Origin of the sequence: Treponema brennaborense DSM 12168 (genome assembly GCF_000212415.1) — a bacterium.
GTDB lineage: Bacteria > Spirochaetota > Spirochaetia > Treponematales > Treponemataceae > Treponema_F > Treponema_F brennaborense.
This window is the reverse complement of the sequence record NC_015500.1, coordinates 959,311-980,628: the sequence shown is the minus strand read 5'-3', so window position 1 is coordinate 980,628 and position 21,318 is coordinate 959,311. Positions and strand designations below refer to the sequence as shown.

General features: G+C 53.3%; 16 protein-coding genes. 8 read left to right on the top strand and 8 right to left on the bottom strand.

Annotated elements, in window-relative coordinates; all coding sequences use genetic code 11:
• Positions 1 to 30: 30 nt before the first annotated feature.
• Positions 31 to 1,089, bottom strand: a complete 1,059-nt coding sequence (locus tag TREBR_RS04060) for a methionine ABC transporter ATP-binding protein (RefSeq protein ID WP_013757953.1) — start codon at positions 1,087 to 1,089, stop codon at positions 31 to 33.
• A 137-nt stretch (positions 1,090 to 1,226) separates the two neighbouring features.
• Between TREBR_RS04060 and dnaE the strand changes: the two genes are divergently transcribed.
• Genes dnaE through recG form a run of 3 tightly spaced genes read left to right on the top strand, consistent with a single transcriptional unit; the run spans position 1,227 to position 7,575 of the window.
• Positions 1,227 to 4,697, top strand: a complete 3,471-nt coding sequence (gene dnaE / locus TREBR_RS04055; protein WP_041610622.1) for a DNA polymerase III subunit alpha — start codon at positions 1,227 to 1,229, stop codon at positions 4,695 to 4,697.
• A 21-nt stretch (positions 4,698 to 4,718) separates the two neighbouring features.
• Positions 4,719 to 5,312: a YggT family protein gene (locus tag TREBR_RS04050; RefSeq protein WP_013757951.1), complete on the top strand. Its 594-nt coding sequence runs from the start codon at positions 4,719 to 4,721 to the stop codon at positions 5,310 to 5,312.
• A 28-nt stretch (positions 5,313 to 5,340) separates the two neighbouring features.
• Positions 5,341 to 7,575 carry an ATP-dependent DNA helicase RecG gene (gene recG, locus TREBR_RS04045; RefSeq protein WP_013757950.1) on the top strand — a complete coding sequence of 745 codons (2,235 nt, stop codon included), beginning with the start codon at positions 5,341 to 5,343 and terminating at the stop codon, positions 7,573 to 7,575.
• Positions 7,576 to 7,617: 42 nt separating this feature from the next.
• On the opposite strand, the gene TREBR_RS04040 is transcribed toward recG, so the two are convergent.
• Positions 7,618 to 8,481, bottom strand: coding sequence for a sigma-70 family RNA polymerase sigma factor (locus TREBR_RS04040; RefSeq protein WP_013757949.1), 864 nt, complete (start codon positions 8,479 to 8,481; stop codon positions 7,618 to 7,620).
• Positions 8,482 to 8,854: 373 nt separating this feature from the next.
• Between TREBR_RS04040 and TREBR_RS04035 the strand changes: the two genes are divergently transcribed.
• Positions 8,855 to 9,121: a co-chaperone GroES gene (locus TREBR_RS04035; protein WP_013757948.1), complete on the top strand. Its 267-nt coding sequence runs from the start codon at positions 8,855 to 8,857 to the stop codon at positions 9,119 to 9,121.
• A 67-nt stretch (positions 9,122 to 9,188) separates the two neighbouring features.
• On the opposite strand, the gene TREBR_RS04030 is transcribed toward TREBR_RS04035, so the two are convergent.
• From TREBR_RS04030 to TREBR_RS04015, 4 genes are all read right to left on the bottom strand, one after another.
• Complete coding sequence (locus tag TREBR_RS04030; RefSeq protein ID WP_156786596.1) at positions 9,189 to 10,877, bottom strand: hypothetical protein; 1,689 nt, start codon at positions 10,875 to 10,877, stop codon at positions 9,189 to 9,191.
• An 85-nt stretch (positions 10,878 to 10,962) separates the two neighbouring features.
• Positions 10,963 to 11,379, bottom strand: coding sequence for a transcription antitermination factor NusB (gene nusB / locus TREBR_RS04025; protein WP_013757946.1), 417 nt, complete (start codon positions 11,377 to 11,379; stop codon positions 10,963 to 10,965).
• A 6-nt stretch (positions 11,380 to 11,385) separates the two neighbouring features.
• Positions 11,386 to 12,468: an MOSP complex formation periplasmic protein, TDE1658 family gene (locus TREBR_RS04020; protein ID WP_013757945.1), complete on the bottom strand. Its 1,083-nt coding sequence runs from the start codon at positions 12,466 to 12,468 to the stop codon at positions 11,386 to 11,388.
• Positions 12,469 to 12,580: 112 nt separating this feature from the next.
• Positions 12,581 to 14,368 carry an alanine--tRNA ligase gene (locus TREBR_RS04015; RefSeq protein WP_013757944.1) on the bottom strand — a complete coding sequence of 596 codons (1,788 nt, stop codon included), beginning with the start codon at positions 14,366 to 14,368 and terminating at the stop codon, positions 12,581 to 12,583.
• A 140-nt stretch (positions 14,369 to 14,508) separates the two neighbouring features.
• Between TREBR_RS04015 and TREBR_RS04010 the strand changes: the two genes are divergently transcribed.
• From TREBR_RS04010 to cls, 4 genes are all read left to right on the top strand, one after another.
• Entirely contained in the window at positions 14,509 to 15,306 is a 798-nt protein-coding gene (locus TREBR_RS04010; protein WP_013757943.1) for an SDR family NAD(P)-dependent oxidoreductase, read from the top strand.
• Between the two features lie 141 nt (positions 15,307 to 15,447).
• Positions 15,448 to 16,908, top strand: a complete 1,461-nt coding sequence (locus tag TREBR_RS04005; protein ID WP_013757942.1) for a nicotinate phosphoribosyltransferase — start codon at positions 15,448 to 15,450, stop codon at positions 16,906 to 16,908.
• A gap of 12 nt (positions 16,909 to 16,920) precedes the next feature.
• The gene (locus TREBR_RS04000) at positions 16,921 to 18,510 is read left to right on the top strand and encodes a PEGA domain-containing protein (protein ID WP_013757941.1); all 1,590 of its coding nucleotides are present in this window, start codon (positions 16,921 to 16,923) and stop codon (positions 18,508 to 18,510) included.
• A gap of 4 nt (positions 18,511 to 18,514) precedes the next feature.
• Positions 18,515 to 20,038: a cardiolipin synthase gene (gene cls / locus TREBR_RS03995; protein WP_013757940.1), complete on the top strand. Its 1,524-nt coding sequence runs from the start codon at positions 18,515 to 18,517 to the stop codon at positions 20,036 to 20,038.
• A 137-nt stretch (positions 20,039 to 20,175) separates the two neighbouring features.
• On the opposite strand, the gene rpmB is transcribed toward cls, so the two are convergent.
• Both rpmB and TREBR_RS03985 read right to left on the bottom strand, forming a co-directional pair.
• Positions 20,176 to 20,367, bottom strand: a complete 192-nt coding sequence (rpmB, locus tag TREBR_RS03990; RefSeq protein WP_013757939.1) for a 50S ribosomal protein L28 — start codon at positions 20,365 to 20,367, stop codon at positions 20,176 to 20,178.
• Positions 20,368 to 20,424: 57 nt separating this feature from the next.
• Complete coding sequence (locus TREBR_RS03985; protein WP_169310621.1) at positions 20,425 to 21,240, bottom strand: META domain-containing protein; 816 nt, start codon at positions 21,238 to 21,240, stop codon at positions 20,425 to 20,427.
• Between the last annotated feature and the right edge of the window lie 78 nt (positions 21,241 to 21,318).

Below are 21,318 nucleotides of genomic sequence, written 5' to 3'. Positions count from 1 at the left end.
CGCCGCACCGCACGCCGCATACGCGGCGACTTACGCTTCTTCGACGATAACGCCTTCCGAACGCAGATAATCAAGCGCCCGCTCCACCTCGCCCGCCGAACCCGTAATGTCCGTGATCAGCGTACCGATGTTTTCCGCAGGCAGGCGCTGCACGCCGCCCGCGCGGATATTGAATTCGATGTTGAAATTACGCGAAAGTCTGCTCAATACGGGTTCGCCGGTCAAATTACCGATAAAACGCAGCGTATATTTGCCGCCTTCCTTGGACCAGCGGACGAGACTGTCTTCGGGAACGGCGATTCCGTCCGTTTCCGCCCTCGGCTCCGCAGTTTCAACCGGCAGCGCCAAATTGGCCAGAAAATCCTTGGTAACGGCGGTCTGCGGCCGTGAAAAGATATGCTCGACCGTTCCCTGCTCTACCAGCGTTCCGTTATCGAGTACGGCGACGAAATCGCAGGCGTCGCGGACGACTTCCATCTGATGGGTGATCATGACGACCGTTAAATTCATTTTGCGCTGGATCCGGCGAATGAGTTCGAGGATCGACCGCGTCGTCTGCGGATCAAGCGCGCTCGTCGCTTCGTCGCAGAACAATATATCGGGACGGTTCGCCAGCGCGCGGGCAATCGCCACACGCTGTTTCTGTCCGCCCGAAAGCTGACTGACCGGCGAATTTCCGCGGTCGGCAAGACCTACCAGCTCAAGCAATTCCGCCACGCGCGCCGAAATCTCCGCGGCTCCCGTTCCGCAGATTTCAAGCGGATACGCAATGTTTTTTGCCGCCGTTCGGGAACTGAACAAGTTGAAATTCTGAAAAATCATACCGATGCGGCGGCGGCGCGCTATCAACTCGGTTCCGGAAAGCATATCGACCCGCTTGTCGTCAAAGTAAACTGCACCGGAATCGGGTTTTTCAAGCAGACTGATAAGCCTGACCAGCGTCGATTTTCCCGCACCGCTTTTTCCGATAATGCCGAAAATACTGTTGGACGGAATCGAAAGACTGATATTTCTGACCGCGTGCACGTCCTTCGACGCAGCGGAAGAAGCAGTATAAGTCCTTACAAGGTTATCGAGCGTGATCTGCACAAAAAACCGCCTTTTACAAAAAATCCTGTATAATTATGCAATTATAAGAATATTACCGTATCAAGTCAATGGACGGAATATGCGGAAATGCCGGCGGCGGCGTTGCAAAAAAACGCGCGCACCGGTACAATATACGCATGGCTGTAACAGATTTCGTACATTTACACGTTCACTCGGATTATTCGCTTCTCGACGGCGCGGCAAAAGTAAAAACGCTCGTCGCACGGGCAAAAGAACTCGGCATGAGCGCGCTCGCGCTGACCGATCACGGCAACATGTTCGGCGCGCTGCGTTTTGAACAGCTGTGCCACAAAGAAGGTATAAAACCGCTGGTCGGCTGTGAATTTTACGTCGCGGGCAGCAGCCGCCACGAGCATAAAGGAACCGAACAGGGAAACAAATATTACCATCTCATACTGATCGCCAAAAACGTCGAAGGCTACCGGAATTTGATGATGCTCACTTCCCGTTCCTACACGGAAGGTATGTATTACAAGCCCCGTATCGACGAAGAACTGATCCGCGAGTATTCGGGCGGGCTCGTCTGCCTGAGCGCGTGCCTTGCCGGACAGCTGCCGCAGCTGCTGCTGAACAACCAAAACAAAGAAGCCGAAGACCTCGTGCGCCGCTACCGGGACATCTTCGGTGCGGAAAATTATTTTATCGAACTGCAGGATCACGGCATCGCGCAGCAAAAAGAAGTTGCGCCCAAACTGATCGACATCGCGCGCAAACTCGGCGTACCGATGGTAGTGACAAACGATATTCATTATTGTCTGAAAGAAGATTATATCGCGCAAGACGTACTCGTCTGTATCGGCACAAAAAAAACGCGGGACGATCCGCGGAGGATGAAATTCGAAGGAACCGAATTTTACATGAAAACGGGCGAAGAAATGGCACAGCTGTTTCCCGCCTATCCCGAAATGATCGAAAACACGAAACGGGTCGCGGACATGTGCGATCTGACGATTCCGCAGTTCAGTACGAAAGAACTGAAAGACTGCCTGCCCGTGTATCAGATTCCGCCGGAATTCAAAACTCAGGACGATTACGTACGGCATCTGGTATATAAGGGACTTGAAAAACGCTATCCGGAAATTACGGAAGAAATCAGGCAGCGCGCCGAGTACGAACTCGGTATCATTTTTCAGATGGGATTTTCCGGTTATTTTCTGATAGTATGGGATTTTATCAACTGGGCAAAACAGAACGACATTCCCGTAGGACCCGGACGCGGTTCGGGGGCGGGTTCGCTCGTCGCGTACGCCATGACCATTACCGATATAGATCCGTTCCGCTTCAATTTGATTTTTGAGCGTTTTTTGAATCCGGAGCGCATCAGTATGCCGGACTTCGACGTCGATATCTGTTACGAAGGCCGGCAGGACGTTATCGAATACACCAGACGCAAATACGGCGATCCGCAGGTCGGACATATCGTAACGTTCGGAACGCTCAAGGCGAAGGCCGTTATCAAAGACGTTGCCCGCGTTCTGGATATTCCGCTCAGCGAAGTAAACATACTCACCAAGCTTGTTCCCGATGGACCGAAGGTACACCTCAAAGACGCGTTTGAAGTAAACGAAAAGATTCCCGGCTCGGGACAGCTCGCTCCGTACCGGAACGATCCGCGCTATAAAGAACTGTTCGATTTGTGCTTTAAACTCGAAGACAACAACCGCAACACCAGTCTGCACGCTTCGGGCATCGTAATCGGCAAATCGAAACTCCCCGAATGGGCGCCGGTCTACAAAGATAGCAAAACGGGAAAAGTCGCCGTACAGTACACGATGGATATCATCGAACCGTGCGGACTGGTCAAAATGGATTACCTCGGACTCAAAACGCTCACGCTCATAAAATACGCCGAGCGGATCATCCGAAAGCGGCCGGGATACGAGCAGTTCAGGGCGGATGAAGTTTCCGAAACCGATGAAAAAACGTTCGATCTGTTCTGCGCGGGACAAACGTCCGCAGTGTTCCAGTTTGAAAGTCCCGGTATGCAGAAAATCCTGAAGCAGGCGCAGCCGCGCCGTCTTGAAGACATCGTCGCTTTGAACGCACTGTACCGTCCCGGTCCGATGGATTATATTCCCCAATATATTGAAGGCAAATTCGACAGTTCAAAAATAACCTATCCCGATCCGTGCCTGAAAAGCATCCTTGAAGAAACGTACGGCGTTATGGTATATCAGGAACAGGTCATGCAAGTCGCACAGCGTATCGCCGGTTACTCGCTCGGCGGTGCGGATATGCTGCGCCGTGCTATGGGAAAGAAAAAAGTCGAAGTTATGGCCGCCGAAAAAACCAAGTTTATCGAAGGCGCGGTCAAAAACGGCTTTACCGCCGAACACGCGGCGGACATTTTTGAAATCATGATTCCGTTCGCCGGCTACGGTTTTAACAAAAGCCACGCCGCCGCCTATTCGGTCGTTGCGTACCGTACGGCATATCTGAAAGCGAACTTTCCGGCGGAATTCATCGCGGCCAACTTGACGAACGAAATCACCAGTACCGACAAGCTGCCCGAATATATCACCGAAGGACGTTCCATGGGCCTCGAAATCGACCCGCCGGATATAAACCGCTCGGATAAAGTGTTCGACGTCGTCGACGGGCGCATCGTGTTCGGGCTGCTCGGTATCAAAGGGCTGGGAGAAGCAGCCGCCGACGCGATTATCGCCGAACGCAAAGCGAACGGCCCGTATACCGATTTCATGAATTTTCTCGACCGCGTGAACACGCACGACGTGAACAAAAAAGCCATTGAAGTGCTCATCAAAACGGGCGCGTTCGACAAGCTCGATAAAAACCGGGCGACGCTCACCGCGAATATGGAACGGGCGATCGACTATGCCGAAAGCAAAAAAAGCGCCGGACGGTTCGGCCAGGTAAGCCTTTTTGAAGACAGCGGCGTGCAGGAATTCGCGGATTTCAAATATGAAGAGCAGCCGGAAATCCCGGTTATGGAAATGCTCAATATGGAAAAAGAACTGATCGGCTGCTACGTGTCGGGACATCCGCTCGATAAATACCGTGAAACGATCAAAAACGCGGCGACGGTAACGTCCGCCACCATGGGACGTGCACAGGAAGGAAAACAATATCAGATCATCGGCCTTTTAAAGAATATCAGAACCATTACGACCAAAAAAGGCGCTCAGATGGCGTTCGCCCAATTGGAAGATTTGAACGGTTCCTTCGATCTGACGTTCTTTCCGAAAACGTGGGAACAGATAAAAGCCACCGGCAGAGTTGCTGAAGAAACGGTGCAGGCGTTTGCAGGCAAAGTGGACAAAAGCCGCGATCCCGACGCGCCGTCCTTTTTAGTGGATGAATTACTGGATCCCGCCGCGCTTCAAGTAAAAACCGCACGCGAGCTGCACGTCAAATTGAGCTCGTTTTTTACGAAAGAACAGCAATTATACCCGCTGCGTGATTTTTTATTTGGCACTACCGGTACTTGTTGTGTATATTTTCATATGGAGACTGATAACAAAGACTACATAGTCAAATCGAACGCGCAGATGACCGTTCCCGGAACCGACTCGTTCATCAGTGAACTGGAAAGCCAGCCGCTGGTCGATTCCGTATGGCGGGAATAGCTGCGGTTACAGGAGTGTTTTATGGCGCTGATTTTGAACATACTGACCGGTATTGTTTCGGTATACACGATGCTGTGTTTTATCAGAATATTGCTTACCTGGGTGCCGTCCCTGACGTACAGTAAATTCGTGCAGTTTCTCGCACGGATCTGCGATCCGTATCTCGACGTATTCAAGCGGTTCAGATTTCTCCGTATCGGCATGATAGATTTCAGTCCGGTTGCGGCGATCGGCGTACTGGTCGCAGCCTCGTCGCTGTTCAGTTCCATCGTACTGCAGAACAGTATTTCACTCGGCGGCATACTCGCCGCGCTGCTGAACGTCGTGTGGGTCGTGCTGTCGTCGGTGCTCGGATTCCTGATTCTGCTGCTCGTCATCAGGCTGATCGTCCTGCTCGTCAGCAAAAACGCGTCGTCCTCAATATGGCAAATGCTCGACAGCACGCTGAATCCCGTCATATACCGGATTGCAGGCATGTTCAGTACCAAAAACAGTCAATTTCTGTCTCAAAAAAAAGCGATCGGCATCAGTTTGGCGGTTCTGGTCGTCTGCCAGCTCGTATTGGGCAGTCTGATGCGGATAATCATATCGCTCTGCCTGCATCTGCCGTTCTGAAAATCCGCAGCCGGTTCGCATACGGACTATGAAACTGACGGAAATCGAAACACCGGTCTCCACGCTTGCGGGCATAGGTCCCGCACGGGCAAAACTGTTCGCCGCGCTCGGTATTTACACGGTTGCTGATTTGCTTGCGTATTATCCGCGCGATTGGGAAGACCGCACGCAGCGGGTTCCGCTCGCACAGTTCCGTTCCAACGGAAAAGTACATACCGTCGCCCGGGTAACCGGACACAGCTGGTTCGGCTATGGAAAAATGAAAACGCTCAAAATCCATATAACGGACGGCTCGGCCGATGCGGAACTCGTCGCGTTCAACCGGCCGTTTTTGGAAAAATCGCTGCCGGACGGCGCGATCATCGCCGTAACCGGAACGTTTTCGGAACGGTACGGCCGGCTACAAAGCAGTGCGTTTGAAACTGCGCTCATCGCGCCCGGCGGTTCGCTCGCCGAATATGAAACGAAACGCGTTCCCGGCTCGGCGGTTTTTCCCGTGTATTCGCTTACCGCGGGCCTCTCTCAGGCGCAGATGCGGAAAGCCGTACGGAAAGCGCTGCAGGAATACGCGCGGGGAATAGAAGACACGCTGCCTGCGGACGTTATCGAAACCCGACACTTGCTCCGCAAGCAGGCGGCGTTACACGCCATGCACTGCCCGGAGACACTGCGGCAGGCACTCGACGCACGGCGCACGCTTATCTATGAAGAACTGTATCATTTTCAAACGGCGATCGGCTTGAGCGCCCTGCGCCACAAAGGACGCCTTCCCGACGATGAAAAGCAGCCTTTTTTTGCCACGGGCTCGGACGTTATGCCGGAAAATTCCGAACGGGAACACACGCAAGAAACGCTTACCGAAACGTTCGCACGCAAATTGTCGCCCCGGCAGAAAAAACTGTTCGATTCATTGCCGTTCGAGCTGACAGCCGATCAAATGAAATGCATTTCGGAAATGAACGACGATATAGACCGAGCCGAACAAAGCAGGGCGAAAGCCGCCGCCGGCAAACCGCTTTATACGATGGCGCGCCTCGTTCAAGGCGACGTCGGTTCAGGCAAAACGCTCACCGCTTTCTTCGCCTGTCTGCGCACCGCCGACTGGGGCGGGCAATGTGCGCTCCTCGCCCCGACGGAACTGCTCGCCCGCCAACATGCCGAAAGCGCGGCGAAACTGCTGGAACAAACGGGCGTTACGCTTGCGTTTCTGACCGGAAACATCACCGCGGAAAGCCGCGGCCCGCTTTTGAAATCGCTCAAAGCGGGTGACATCGATATCGTAATCGGAACCCACGCGCTTTTTTCCCGAAACGTGCATTATAAAGATCTGCGCCTCGCAGTCATCGACGAACAGCATCGCTTCGGCGTGCTGCAGCGCAACGCGATCATCGAAAAAGGCAGACAGCCCGCCGCGCCTGATTCTCCGCAGTACGTCGTGCCGTCGCTGCTTATGCTGAGCGCGACTCCCATTCCGCGGACGCTTGCGCTGACGGCGTTCGGTGATCTCGACGTTTCCGTTATCAGGACTATGCCCCGCGGGCGGCTTCCCGTCAAAACGTATCTCACCCGCATGGGAAACGAAAAAAACGTTTACGATTACGTCCGTGCCGAAGTCGCCAAAGGGCATCAGGCATATTTCGTCTATCCGCGCATAGAAGAGTCGGAATCGGACGACGACGGCAGCCTGATTCCCGATACGGGAAACGGCATAAAAAATGCAGAAGATATGTACCGGTTTTTGTCGCAGGAAGTGTACCCGCAATTCAGAATAGCGCTCGTGCATTCGCGGATAGAAGAAGCGGAACAGCACCGGATATTGGATGATTTCAAAAACGGCCGCACGGACATATTGGTCGCAACCAGCGTCGTGGAAGTCGGCGTAGACGTTCCGAACGCTACCTGTATGGTTGTGGAACACGCGGACCGGTTCGGCATGGCCGCCCTGCATCAGCTGCGCGGGCGCGTCGGAAGGAGCAGTTTGCAGTCGTTCTGCTTTCTCGTATACGGCGCACACATTTCAAAAACGGGCATAGAGCGCATGAAAGCGCTCCACGAAACGACCGACGGCTTCGTCATCGCCGAACAGGACCTGCAGCTGCGCGGACCGGGCGAAGTGTCGGGAATCCAGCAATCAGGCTATCTGACGCTCGGCATTGCCGACCCGGTACGCGATTCGCAGCTTTTGGAGCTGGCGCGGCAGGACGCGTTCGATCACATCAGACGATCTCCCGCATATGCCTCCGCGCTCGCACAACCCGATTGACCCTACCCGGCCTGAAACCCGCAGGTTTCGCACCGGAGAATATCAGGCGACGTACGCTTCAAGACGGACGGTACGGGCCGGATGCTGCAGCCGTTTGATCGCTTTCTTTTCAATCTGGCGGATGCGTTCCTTGGTCAGGTTAAATTTATCACCGACTTCTTTCAAAGACATCGATTTATTGCCGTTCAATCCGAAGCGGTAGCGCAGTACGTCGGCTTCCTTGTCGGTAAGCGTCCCCAACACGCCGTCGATGTCGTCCTGCATGGAAGCGTTCAGCACCGTATCGGCAGGATCTTCGTACCGGGAATCTTCCAGGAATTCACCGATGGAAGCGCTGTCCTGATCGGAAGAACGGATAGACGCGTCGAGCGAAATCATATCGCGTGAAATATTCAGCATTTCACGCACGTGCGACACGTCCATGTTCAGCATATCGGCAACTTCCGTGATTTCTTCTTCTTCTGTCTTATCCTGGGCAACCAATTTCCGCGCGTGTTCTATTTGCACCAGTTCGTTCGCACGGTTGAGCGGGAGCCGGATCATGCGCGATTTTTCGCAGATCGCTTTCAAAATCGACTGCCGGATCCACCAGACGGCGTATGAAATGAAATGATATCCTTTTGACACGTCGAAACGTTCTATTGCAGTCATCAAACCGATATTGCCTTCGCTTATCAAGTCGACTAAATCAAGTCCGTGATTCTGATATTTTTTTGCAACATTAACAACAAACCGGAGATTTGCATTAACGATTCGATCTTTGGCAGCTTTGTCGCCGGCCGCAGCTTTGACGGCAAGATCGGTTTCTTCTTCACGGCTCAACAGCGGTATTTTATTGATTTCTTTAAGATACAGAGCCAATACGTTATCGTCCGAAGCCATCGTATAATTCTTAACTGTTGCCATTTTGAATCTCCTTATAATATAATTCGTTGACACTAATTATATAGCAATAATCGTGCCAACTTTCACCGTTTTTTCTCCGCCAGAAAATGACACCATATATCGTTATAAAGCAATGAATTATATAAAACGGCAACGGTCTAATGAAACGTTAAAAAAAGCAGCCGTCCGCAGCGAGTGTATCAAAACGACACACACGGAGCGAAAGCATAAAACAGTGGTTCAGAATGACACAGCAAAGAACGGAACGGGTGCAGCCGTATCAAAAAGACACAAAAACGGACGCCGAATATGCGATTTTTCTTGACGTTCGTCCGTTTCATTCGTATATTAAATAGTGCAAACAAACAAATAATAATCCACATGGAGGACTTATATGAAAGTTAAACCCCTAGCAGACCGCGTTCTGGTAAAAACGGAAAAAACCGAATCAAAAACCGCGAGCGGTATTATTATCCCCGAAACGGCTCAGGAAAAAACGCAGACCGCTACCGTTGTTGCAATCGGCGACAACACTGAAAAAATCAAGGTAAAAGTCGGCGAACACGTTATGTACGACAAGTATGCGGGAACGGCGATCAAAATCGACGGTGAAGATCACTTGATTCTGAAAGGCGACGATATTATCGCCGTTATTGAATAATATAACCGATAACGGAAAAGGACTGCCCGGCGTCGCGCTGCGGCGGTCTTTTTTTTGCTCTTACGTTTCAGCGATCCGCCGCAAGCCGTTTGCGCAAAATACGCGCTCCGGCATGGGAAGAATTCAGGGAAAGACAATAATCGGCGGAAATCAGCGCCGCGCGTTTATCTCCCGAAGCGAATTGCGTGTCTGCAAGCCGGTACAGGATTTCCGCTTTCAGCTGCGTATCGGCGGTTTTACCGGCGGCCGTACCGTATAAACGTTTTGCCGCGTCGTACTTGCGCGTACCCGCGTATAATTCCGCCAGATTAACCAAAACGTCGGGAGATGGTTCGTACGCGTTTTTTTCCGCGAGTTCCGGATACGATTCTTTCATATTTTCCGCAAGATACTGATAGATATACTGCGCGGCGGGAATATCGGGCCCCTCGCCCGCACCAGTCGCACAAAAATACGCCGCGTACCCGCACTCCGCTGCACTCAATTCGGAAAGGATATCCGCGTAAACGGACGATCCGTAACGCCGCAGCAGGTACGTATCGAACAGACGCCGCGCGTCCGCCTCTTCACCGAAGGACAGCAGCAGCGGAACGGCGTACGACACCAGCGTTCCGTTTACCGCACCGCCGGCATCCGTCCAGCGTTCCAATAAAAGCCACAGTTCGGCGATTTTTTTCTGCAGATCGGCGGAAGTATCGAGTGCGGAGTCAAACGCATAGCGGTAGCGTATCGCAGCCAGCAGCGGATCCCGACTGCGCTCCAGCGCGGCGTCCATTCGGGAGATAACCGATGCGGAACTGATCCGCGGAACGGCGTCGTACGCTTTCATCCCGGCCGACTGCATTCCGGCCGCCCTGACGGCGCGCGCGAGCGCGTCTTCGGGAGGAACGGCGGCGCTCCGCAGCGCGAAATCCGCGTACGCGTCAAGCCCGGGCACGTAATCCGGATATAAGGAAGTCAATTCGTTCAGTAATTCGTATTCCCGAACCGTATCGCCCGTAAGACGGGCGTACCGGGCGGAATTGAAATAAAGCGCTGCCGGAGCGCCTTTACGCGCAATGATCGCCGCGCGCGCCGATTCCGCCGCCGCGTCGTCACCCGAAGCGGTAAAAATATCGGCCGCAAGCAACCGGGCTTCAAGCGAATCGTCGCCTTCCCGCGCGGCGGCGGTATTCGCATACGCAAGCGCCTGTGAATACCTGCCGGCATCGTACGCCGCATACGCCCAGAAAAGCGGCATCGTACACGTTTGCTCCGGGGGAAACGCGGAAACGGCTACCGCACCGCTCGCAGCGGCTTCTATGACGGCGGCGTTTTGAAGCCATAAATCGTTTTTTGAAGCGGCATACGCATCCGTATAAATCCGGATAAAACCGGGATCGGTTAACGCCGCACCGCCGGCCGCGTTCCGAACCGTCAATTCCGACAGAAGCGCGGCGTACTGAGTCTGCTGCAGCGGACGGGCGGCTTCAAGCGCTTCAGCCGAACGCCCCTGCCCGTACAAAAACCAGACGTATACGGCGGTCAATTCAGGATTTTCCGGTAATTTTTCAAGTCCCGCACGCAAATATTTTTCGGCAGCGGCGGTTTGGCCGAGTGTCATATATCTGCGATACACGCCCAGACGCTGAAACGCGCCGGCCGGCTGCTTTGCAAGTTTGTCAAGCAGCGCAACGGCGGCGGAGGTGTCGCCTATCGAAACGGCAACGTCTATTTCATCGAGTTTTGCCGTAAACGCCTGTTCCTTTGAACTCATACGGCATGAAAAGCATACGAGCATACAGCAGAGCGTACAAACATAACCCGCATACCGTATTTTCATCTGCAAACTCCGAACGGGATTACGGCGAAACGTCTTTTCTGATATTATCCAGCACCGCGTTGATAAAACGGAACGAATCGCCCGAACCGAATTCTTTCGCAATATCGATGGCTTCGTCTATAACGATGGAAGGATGTATATCGTGCTGATAGAGGAGCGGATACACGCTGATCCGCAATACGGCGAGATCGACTTTGTTTATGCGCTCGAAATCCCATGAATCCAAATGGGCTTTTATCAGCGAATCTATTTCGTCAATATGTTCAATTGTTCCGGCTATCAGAAGCCGGGCAAAAGACAGACTCCCCTCATCGGTCTTCGCAAGCACGTCCGCTTCCATCCAGGGAAACGCCAGCAGTTCGTCTACGGACATTCCGCCGACATCCCATGAAAACAGCGCCTGAAACGCAAGTATTCTACCTTTTCTTCGTGCCACGGCGGTCTACCAGTTCTGCAGCAGAGAATCAAGCGCACTGCCGGTTTTCAGCATCTGATAATTTTCAGGTACACGCAGACTTTCCGTTACTTCCTGAACCGCAGCCACCAAAAACTGGGACTGCTTCTGCGCGGTAAGATTCTGGCGGATATATTCGTACACCGTTACCGTGGAATCGGGCTGCACGACGTCGCTCAGCGTCAGCATTTTGGCATCGTATTTATTGCGGACAATGTAAAACTGAAAATCGGTATCGGTTTCGTTCAAATCGGAAATGAATCCCGTATCTTTCGTAAAAAGCTCCAGCAATCCCTGATAATTGATTCCCAGCTGCTGTGCGGCCTGTGCCGTTTTGCTGACGTACAAATCGCCTGCCTGAAAAGAACTGTCGGACTGCTGCAGCGCCTTAATTTTATCCGCAGTCAGCTTTTTGCTTTTTACGTCGTCAAACATACCCGTAATCTTTTTACGGGCGGCTTTTTCATCATCGTTTTTGGGAACAACGACCAAAAACAGCTTCAACACGTCGCTCTGCACGAACGACGATTTGCTCATTTCGTAAAACGCACGGATCTCTTCATCCGTCGGCGCTATTTTCTGCACTTCACTCTGCTTCAAAGAAAGAATGTACTGCTGCGCGATCAATTGGTTTTTCAGATAACTCTTGTATTCGGCAAGTCCCATTCCGACCTGGCCCTTGATATAATCGTCCAAGGACATACCGGTTTGTTCCTTTACCAGTTTTGCGAGCTGAACTTCGGTTACGGTCTGGCCGATCTGCTGGGACATGTACGACAGGAAATAGTCGTTTATCTGCGCGTCGGTTATATTGATGCCGTTTTTCATGGCGGCCTGCACGACGAGTTTTTCATCGATCATGCCGTTAAGGATTTCTTTTTTCTGATCGACGGTAAACGACGCGACGCCGGACTGCAGCTTATACGATTCGACCCGGTTTTTAAGCTGTTTCAACGTGATCGATTCCGGCTGATACAGCTTTACATTCGCGAGCGGCTGCAAATCGGCCTGCGCAAAAACGGCGGCGGCGCCGCAGATACATACTATGAAACTTACTACCAAACGCTTCATCAGGGAAACTCCTCTAAAATACCGCACTCCGTACGGTTGGAAAAATTGGTCGCACTGCTCTGTCACAGCTGCATATATGGTATATAACAGGTTTAACCCCGTTTCGTTACAATTACGATATGACCGCGCGGATACGGCGGACACCGGCGGAAGAAGACTGTTCTTTTTGAATTTTGAACGTCCCGATCAAGCCGGTGTGCTCCACGTGCGGACCGCCGCATACTTCTTTTGAAAAATCGCCGATCGTATACACTTTTACTTTTGATTCGTATTTTTCACCGAACAGCGCCGTAGCGCCGCCTTTTTTCGCTTCTTCCAGATCCATGACTTCCATCGTAACCTTCAGATCACGCCGGATCTGTTCGTTTACGATATCTTCAACGCGCTGAATTTCTTCTTTCGTCATCGGCGCCGGATGTGAAAAATCAAACCGCAGCCGTTCGGCGGTAATATTCGATCCTTTTTGCGCGATATGATCACCGAGCACCATTTTCAGCGCTTTATGCAGCAGATGCGTCGCCGTGTGATACTTCGTCGTAATTTCCGAATGGTCGGCGAGACCGCCTTTGAACACCTGTTCACTGCCGGCGCGCGACAGTTCCTGGTGCTTCTTGTACGCAGCGTCGAATTCTTCGCGGTTGACGGTCAGCCCGTGTTCACCGGCGAGTTCTTCCGTCAGTTCGACGGGAAAGCCGAACGTATCGTACAGACGGAATGCAACGCGGCCGGGTATTACTTTCGCCGGATTTTTCAGCAAGTTCGGCACCAATTTATCGAATTCGGCTTCGCCCTTTTTCAGGGTTTCAAGGAATTTCTGTTCTTCGCGCTGCAATTCAGCCAAAATGAGCTCGCGCTTTGCGTCAACTTCGGGATACGCGTCCCGATACATGCCGATAACGGTCTGCGCGGGTTCTTTCAGGAATTCGCCGTCGAGACCGAGCTTCCGTCCGTGGCGCACGGCACGGCGGATGATACGGCGCAGCACGTATCCGGCTCCGACGTTTGAAGGCAGCACGCCTTTGGGATCGCCGAGAATGAACGTCGCGGCGCGCACGTGGTCGCAGATGATACGGATAGACGTGTCGGAGGCTTCGTCGGTCCCGTACGTTTTTCCGGTCAGTTTTTCAATTACGGCGATCAGCGGCGTAAACACTTCCGTTTCATACACGGATTTTTTGCCCTGCAGCATCGCGACGGTACGCTCCACGCCCATTCCGGTATCTACGCACGGATGGGCGAGCTTCGTGTATACGCCGTCCGCATCCTTATTGTACTGCATGAAAACGTTGTTCCAGATTTCTATATATTTGCCGCAGCCGCAGCCGGGGCGGCAATTTTCGGAACAGGCGCGTTTGCCGGTGTCTATGAAAATTTCGGTATCGGGACCGCACGGCCCGGTTTCACCGGCGGGACCCCACCAGTTGTCCGAGCGCGGCAGGAAATGGATCCGTTCGCGCGGAATGCCCAGCTGTTCCCATCGGGCGGCGGATTCGTCGTCACGGGGGACGCTTTCGTCTCCGGCAAAAACGGTTACGGACAGTTTTTCGAGCGGAATATGCAGATATTCGGGTTTCGTCAAAAATTCAAAGCTGAAGCCGATGGATTCCTGTTTAAAATAGTCGCCCAGCGACCAGTTCCCCAGCATTTCAAAAAAAGTCAGGTGACTCGAATCACCTACGGATTCGATGTCGCCGGTTCTGATACATTTCTGATAATCGACCAGGCGTTTTCCGGCCGGATGCGGTTCACCCATCAGATACGGAACTAACGGATGCATACCGGCAGTCGTAAAAAGGACCGTTGGATCATTTTCCGGAATCAGCGATTTACCGGAAATTTCGACATGGTTCTTGCTTTTGAAGAACTCAATGTATTTAGAACGTAATTCGTTAGCAGTCATAATGTACTATAGTAGATAGGTAAGGCAGAATTGTCAAGCAGAAAAAATTGAAAAAGGTAAAATAGACTGAAGCATTTTTTAATATCGGACGGAACGGAAGGATCTTGTCCGCACGGAAGAATCGGCGTATAATCGAACATATGAAACGGATAATTATCGTAACAGGCGCAAGTTCCGGCATGGGTACGGAATTTGCACGGCAGCTCGCCCGAAAACCGGCAATAGACGAGTTGTGGCTGATTGCCCGCAGAAAAGACAGATTACGGGAACTCGCGGCAGAACTCGAAAACGCCGGTTCCGCCGTGCGCGTGTTCGATATGGATATCGCAGGCGCCGCCGGATACGGGCGATTTTTGGCACTGCTCGAACGGGAAGCGGAACGCTGCCCCGACGGACTGACCGTCGACACGCTGGTCAACAACGCGGGATTCGGCACCTACGGCCCGTTCGTTCAGACGCCGCTGGAAAAGCAGCTCGAGATGATAGAACTGAACGTAACGGCGCTCACCGGATTGTGCGGCGCCGTGCTTCCGTTTATGACGGGCGGCTGTTCCGTCGTAAACGTGTCCAGTCTCGCCGCCTTTATACCGCTCGGCAACTTCGCCGTGTACGGAGCGACCAAAGCATACGTGCTCAGCTATACGCTCGCCCTCGCCGCGGAAGTCGCGGACAGCGGAATACGGGTGCTGGCCGTTTGCCCCGGACCGGTCGACACGGAATTTGCGGACGTCGCGTCCAACGGTGCGCGGACGCGGGTGCTGCACGGAAAATCGGCGGAAAGCGTCGTCCGCCACGCGCTGCGGGCGCTTGAACGCGGCAGACGGACGGCAATTATGGCATGGAAGTGGAAATGCAAGGCGTTTATGAGCAGATTCGTCGGCCGGTATTTTTTTGCCCGGTACACGTATCTGTTTGAAAAACGGCCTCGCGCCGACTGACGGGTTTGCCGGCGGCCGATGCGTTTGACACGATGATTTTAACGGGCTATAGTTATACCGCTTCAACATCCGTTACGGTCGTTGGATAATTCCGCGGGGATGCCCGAAAAGTGCGGAGCTCCCTTTTATGAGGAGAGAAAAATGACACGTTCTCTGGAAAATAACGAAACCAGCGCTTTGTTTACCGATTTTTACGAATTGACGATGGCGCAAGGCTATTGGAAACAGCGAATGGATTCGCCGGCCGTATTCGACATGTTTTTCAGACGCCAGCCGTTCAACGGCGGGTTTTCGATTTTTGCCGGATTGGAAACGCTGCTCGACGCTTTGGTGCATTTTACGTTCAGCGAAAGCGACGTCGCCTATCTTGCCGAACAGGGCATATTCGAGCAGGGATTTCTTGATTATCTGAAAGCGTTCCGGTTCCGCGGCGATTTGTACGCGATGACCGAAGGATCAGTCGTTTTTCCGAACGAACCGATCGTCCGCATCCACGCGAATTTGATCGAAGCGCAGATTATCGAAGGTCTCGTTCTGAATCACATCAATTTTCAAAGTCTGATAGCGACCAAAACCGCGCGCGTTTGGCTTGCGTCGGGCAAAGGTCACATCATGGAATTCGGCCTGCGCCGCGCGCAAGGCCCCGACGGTGCGATGAGTGCGTCGCGCGCCGCGTATATCGGCGGTGCGTCGGGTACCAGCAACACACTGGCCGGAAAGCTGTACGGTATTCCGGTGCAGGGAACGATGGCGCACTCCTGGATCATGTCGTTTCCGTCCGAACTGGAAGCGTTCAACGCGTACGCCGAATTGTATCCCGAAAAATCGATCTTTCTGATAGACACGTACGACACGCTCAATTCGGGTATAAAAAACGCGATAGAAGCGGGACGCGGCCTGGTTGAAAAAGGCTTCGGCTTCGGCGTGCGTCTGGATTCGGGCGACATTCAATATCTTTCGACCGAAGTGCGAAAGCGGCTCGACGAAGCGGGATTTCCGCAGGCACTCGTTTCGGTCTCGAACGAGTTGACGGAGGAAATCATCGAAACGCTCGTGCAGCAGAAAGCGCCCATAAACAGTTGGGGCGTCGGTACGCACATGGTAACCGGCGGCGACGAAGCGTCTTTTACGGGCGTGTATAAACTGGCCGCCCGACACAACGCCGACGGCGGCGCGCTGATCCCGACGATGAAGTTTTCGGATAACCCCGAAAAGACGACGAATCCGGGAGTCAAAAACGTGTGGCGGCTGTACGACGCGGACGGTATGGCGCGCGCGGATATTCTTGCGCTGGAAGACGAAGCGGTCACTCCCGGTGAATTCCGCCGCTATTACCATCCGTCCGTCGATTACCGGCAGTTCGGATTTTCTCCGGCGAAAGTGGAACCGCTGCTTACCAAACGGATTGAATCGGGACGTCGCGTCGGTCCGGTTCCCGAACCGCAGCAGGCGCTGAAGGACGCCCGCGACGTCATGCAGCGGCAGCTCCAAACGCTCGACTCAACGTACAAGCGTATACTGAATCCGCATATTTACAAAGTATCCATTACGGAAGCATTGAAAGCGCTGAAACTGACCTTTATAGAGGCCCGGTTGCAGTAAACGGGAGGCTTGATGAAGCACATTCGCTTACGGTTGACGGCTGCCGCCGCCGCGTTGGTTTTATCTGCGGTCGGGACGTTTTGTTTTGCACAGGACGGAACCGTATCTCACACGGAATCGGAACGGGCTTCATTGAAAATAACGGCGAACGTCTCCGGCGCGGCGGTATACCTGAACGGCGCGTACGCGGGGACGGCGCCGCTCACCGTAGACGGGCTTGTTCCCGGAACCTACCGCATCACGGTCAAAAAAAGCGGATACGAAACCAAAGAAATCTACGCGGACATTGCCGCCGGTACGGAAAAATCTTTTTACCTTGAACTGCGTCTCATCACCGGCATCCTGCAAATTTCCGCACAACCTGCAGACTCGCTCGTGTTTATCGACGGTGTACAAAAAAGCGCGGCGATGTCCGTACGGACGTTTGAACTGCCGGAAGGAATTCACACCGTTGAAATACGCGCATTCGGATACCGCCCGGATATGCAGTCCGTGTACGTACCGCGCAACACGATCACCACGCTGCGCGTTACGCTGGAACGGGCCGATTTCAGCGCAACGGCGATACGGGTAACGCCGGACACGTTTAATCCGCAAAACCCGGGCGTATTCGGAACGTGCGCCGTACGCTTTTCGGTTACGGCGGGCGGCGACGGAACGATCACCGTATTCCAAAACGGCGGCGTCATCAGAACGATGCCACTCAAGCGGTTTACGACTTGGGAACAGTCGTGCGAGTGGGACGGCCGCACGGATGCCGGCACTTCCGCACCGGACGGCACGTATCTTATCACGGCCGACGTGAACGGATTTACCGCCGGCGGCGATCCGGTGCGGCAGACGTCGTCCGCGTCCGTTACCATAAACAGAAGCATTTCGTATCCGTTCGCCAGTCTCAGCGCGTCGGGAACCGGAACCGGTCTCGTTCCGTCGGCCCGCCTGTATCCGGCCGGCACGATAAGCACCGTATGGCGGCTCGGCTACGGCTGGCAAACCGAGCGCCCGGCCGAATACGGCGTGCCGCTGACCATGCTGTTCATGCACACGCCGCTGGACTGGCTTGAATACGCCGTGCAGGCGGGCTTTACTGTCCCCGAATCGGGCGAAGTGCCGCTGTACGCGGCGGGAACCGTAAAAGCGGCGTACCGCGCCGGTGCGTTCAACGCGGGAGCGCTGCTGCGATACGGATACGGCACGCAAAGCGCCGCGCTTTCCGCGGCGGATTCCCAACTCGGACTCGGACTGGGCGCCGCCGCCGGCATCACCGTACGCTCGGTAACGGCGAACGTCTCCAGCGAATGCATTTTCGGCCCCGAGCGGGGAGACGTTTCAACCGGTTCGATCTGCTGGAAAAACGGTCTGTCGCTCCGGCTCAACAGGGGAAGCTTTTCCGCAGGTATTTGGGGAGTCGCGGTTTCATCGTTCAGTACGGCTGCGGACGCTCCGCGGGATTGGTTCAGCGGAACGTCGTTCGGTGCGGACGCGGCGTACGTCATTCCGAACACACCGGTCATGCTCGGCATACAGGGAACCGGAACCGTTCGTCCCGACGGCAGCGCGCGCATCGCGTTCGCATTGGAATGTACGGTTTTCCTGCGGTAGGTCTATGAATATTTTATGGGATATCGTACACACGCTGAACATATTATTCATCGGTTTTATCCTGTTTTTTGAACGCAAAGAATCAGCGCGCAGAATGGCGTGGCTTTTGACGCTCGTACTGCTGCCCGGTATCGGCATGATACTGTATTTGCTGTTCAGCGGGCATTTTTTTACGCGGACGAAGCGGATGAGCACGACGACGGCTTACATAAACGAAAAACTGAAAAATCTGAAGGCCGAACAGCTCGCCTATTTAAAAGAACGGCGGCACGAACTGCCGAATCATGTCATAAAAGATTATTTTCCGCTCGTAGATATGAATCTGTCAAAAGGCGGCAGCTTGCTGACGGCGACTGATTCCATAGAAATCTACCGATGGGGGCAGGATATGTTCACGCAGCTGAAAAAGGATCTGCAAGCTGCGGAACGGACGATCAATATGGAATTTTTCATTTTCCATAACGACGCAACCGGATGTGAAATCATGGAGATTCTCTGCCGGAAAGCCCGTGAAGGTGTGGACGTAAAATTGCTGTACGACGATTTCGGCTCGATTTCGACTCCCACCGGATTCTTCAGAAAACTCGACAAAGCCGGCGGAAAATCGCTTGCGTTTTTTCCGGTGCGCCGGGGACTGCCCTTTTCGATCAACTTCCGCAACCATCGCAAGATTACGGTAATAGACGGAACCATCGCCTATATGGGCGGCGTCAACGTCGGCGACGAATACGCGAACCGCAACCGGAGCAACCGCAAACCGTTCTGGCGTGACACGCACATCAGGTTTACCGGCACGAGCGTCGTTCAGCTGCAAACCGTGTTCTGCATCGATTGGTTCAGTATGCCGGCATGGAAAACCCGGCTGCACGGCCCCGAAGATACCGCAAAATATTTTCCGCCGAACGTATTCTCCGATTTTACGCAGCAGGTATCCGTAAAAGAACATCCCGACATATTCGATACCATTTTCAGTACGGGAAAAATTCCCACCCAAATAGTAACGGCGGGTCCGGACGACATACAAAAAACGGAAATAGAGGACGCACTCATCCGGATGATCATGAGTGCAAAAAAATACGTTTATATTCAAACGCCCTATTTTACTCCCGACGCGCAATTTTTTACCGCGCTCAGGATCGCCGCTTTTTCGGGAGTGGACGTCCGCATCATGGTACCCGGCGTGTGGGATAAATTTTACGTAAAAGCGGCTTCGCACGAATTCATGCGGGAAATGCTGGCACTCGGTATAAAGTTTTATCAATACAACGGATTTATCCATTCCAAAACGATGGTCGTCGACCGTAAAATAGCCACGGTGGGTTCAACGAATATAGACACCCGCAGCTTTGAACTGCATTTTGAAGTGAACGCCATTTTTTACGACGCAAAGTTGGCACTGACGTGCGAAAAAATATTTCTCGACGATATCAAAAACGCTGCGGAAGCATCGAAAGGAACCTTCGACAATCATTTCATATTAAAACGAGCCTGGCGTGGATTTTGCAAACTGTTTTCACCGCTGATGTGAGCTGCAGCCGATGTGAACTGCAGCCCGAGGAGAACGCCGCTGCCGTAAGTCGCGGCTGCCGTGCGCCTCCTCCGGAAAATAAAAAAAGAGCTGCCGGATTTTATCCTGAACAGCTCTCTTTTACCTGACAGTCCGGATTAGACTTTTTTGGTAACGTATCCGCTTCTCAAGCAGCGGGTACACATTTTGATCGTCATTGCGGTGCCGCCGATTTCAGTTTTTACTTCGACAATATTCGGTTTCCATGTACGGCGCGTATGATTATATGATTTACTCACTTTATTACCGCTCAGAGAACCTTTTCCGCAAATATCACATCTTCTGGACATAACAAACCTGCCTATAAAATATCTGAAATACCATTGTATCAAAAAAGTAAAACAATGTCAAATTGCTTTCACAAAAACGAGCAGCGTCGTTCCGTTGTCATCAAGCAGCCGCAGAGACGATGCGGACAACTGATAGCGGGAAACGATTCCCAAAAGTTCCGCGTACCGGGATTCCAGCGACGCCGCCGTCTGCGACGGCGCGCCCATCTTGGTCATACCGAGCGCGGAAAAGGAGAGCGTCCGCTCCGTTTCATCGGCGGCGTACGTGCCCACCAGACGGTTTACCCCGGTGAACCCCGTGATTCCGCCTTTTCCGTCAAAAACGAGTTCCGGCGTTTCCGTATCGGCAGGCAGCGACGAAACGGCGCTGCCCGTATTATATGCAGAAAGCCGCCACGCCGTGTCCGCCAAGTTCAGGGCGGCAAACGTAAGCGTGTTTTTACCGTCGGCATCGCTCAAGCGCAGAACCGTGCCGCCGTGTTCCGGCACGACGGCGGCCTTTTCGGCAGATTCGAGGATAGAAAGGAACACCCGCTCAAAGGCGGCGTCGGCTTCCGGGCCGGCCATCAGCGTTACGGCGAACGCGCTGTGCTCGAAAACGTCTCCCGAAATCGAGGCGGAACCGGAGTAATTATTCACGCCGGCAAAACCGTACACGTCGAAACCTCCGTTTCCGTCGGCTTCGGCGGAAAACGTTACGCCGAGATCCTCCGGCACGGCGACCGCCGTTCCGTTTGCAGCGGCGGCGACCAGTTTCCAATCACCGGCGGCGGAACGCGCGGCGGATTTTACGCCGACCGACACGCAGCCGTACAACAAAACGGTCAGAATAGTCAAACCGACCGGAAACGCAACATAAACAGATTTCTTCATATTTTTCATGTAAACTCCAAAAAACGGTATCGCACACTATACCGCATACCTGCATAAGTTGCAACCGCAGTCACGCAG

Excerpts from the sequence above, each read along its gene's own strand:
- cls (WP_013757940.1), top strand. The coding sequence starts at position 18,515 with ATGAATATTTTATGGGATATCGTACACACGCTGAACATATTATTCATC.
- recG (WP_013757950.1), top strand. The coding sequence starts at position 5,341 with ATGAAACTGACGGAAATCGAAACACCGGTCTCCACGCTTGCGGGCATA.
- TREBR_RS04000 (WP_013757941.1), top strand. The coding sequence starts at position 16,921 with ATGAAGCACATTCGCTTACGGTTGACGGCTGCCGCCGCCGCGTTGGTT.
- TREBR_RS04020 (WP_013757945.1), bottom strand. The coding sequence starts at position 12,468 with ATGAAGCGTTTGGTAGTAAGTTTCATAGTATGTATCTGCGGCGCCGCC.
- TREBR_RS04005 (WP_013757942.1), top strand. The coding sequence starts at position 15,448 with ATGACACGTTCTCTGGAAAATAACGAAACCAGCGCTTTGTTTACCGAT.
- TREBR_RS03985 (WP_169310621.1), bottom strand. The coding sequence starts at position 21,240 with ATGAAGAAATCTGTTTATGTTGCGTTTCCGGTCGGTTTGACTATTCTG.
- TREBR_RS04035 (WP_013757948.1), top strand. The coding sequence starts at position 8,855 with ATGAAAGTTAAACCCCTAGCAGACCGCGTTCTGGTAAAAACGGAAAAA.
- TREBR_RS04010 (WP_013757943.1), top strand. The coding sequence starts at position 14,509 with ATGAAACGGATAATTATCGTAACAGGCGCAAGTTCCGGCATGGGTACG.
- TREBR_RS04030 (WP_156786596.1), bottom strand. The coding sequence starts at position 10,877 with ATGAGTTCAAAGGAACAGGCGTTTACGGCAAAACTCGATGAAATAGAC.
- TREBR_RS04050 (WP_013757951.1), top strand. The coding sequence starts at position 4,719 with ATGGCGCTGATTTTGAACATACTGACCGGTATTGTTTCGGTATACACG.
- dnaE (WP_041610622.1), top strand. The coding sequence starts at position 1,227 with ATGGCTGTAACAGATTTCGTACATTTACACGTTCACTCGGATTATTCG.
- TREBR_RS04015 (WP_013757944.1), bottom strand. The coding sequence starts at position 14,368 with ATGACTGCTAACGAATTACGTTCTAAATACATTGAGTTCTTCAAAAGC.
- rpmB (WP_013757939.1), bottom strand. The coding sequence starts at position 20,367 with ATGTCCAGAAGATGTGATATTTGCGGAAAAGGTTCTCTGAGCGGTAAT.
- TREBR_RS04040 (WP_013757949.1), bottom strand. The coding sequence starts at position 8,481 with ATGGCAACAGTTAAGAATTATACGATGGCTTCGGACGATAACGTATTG.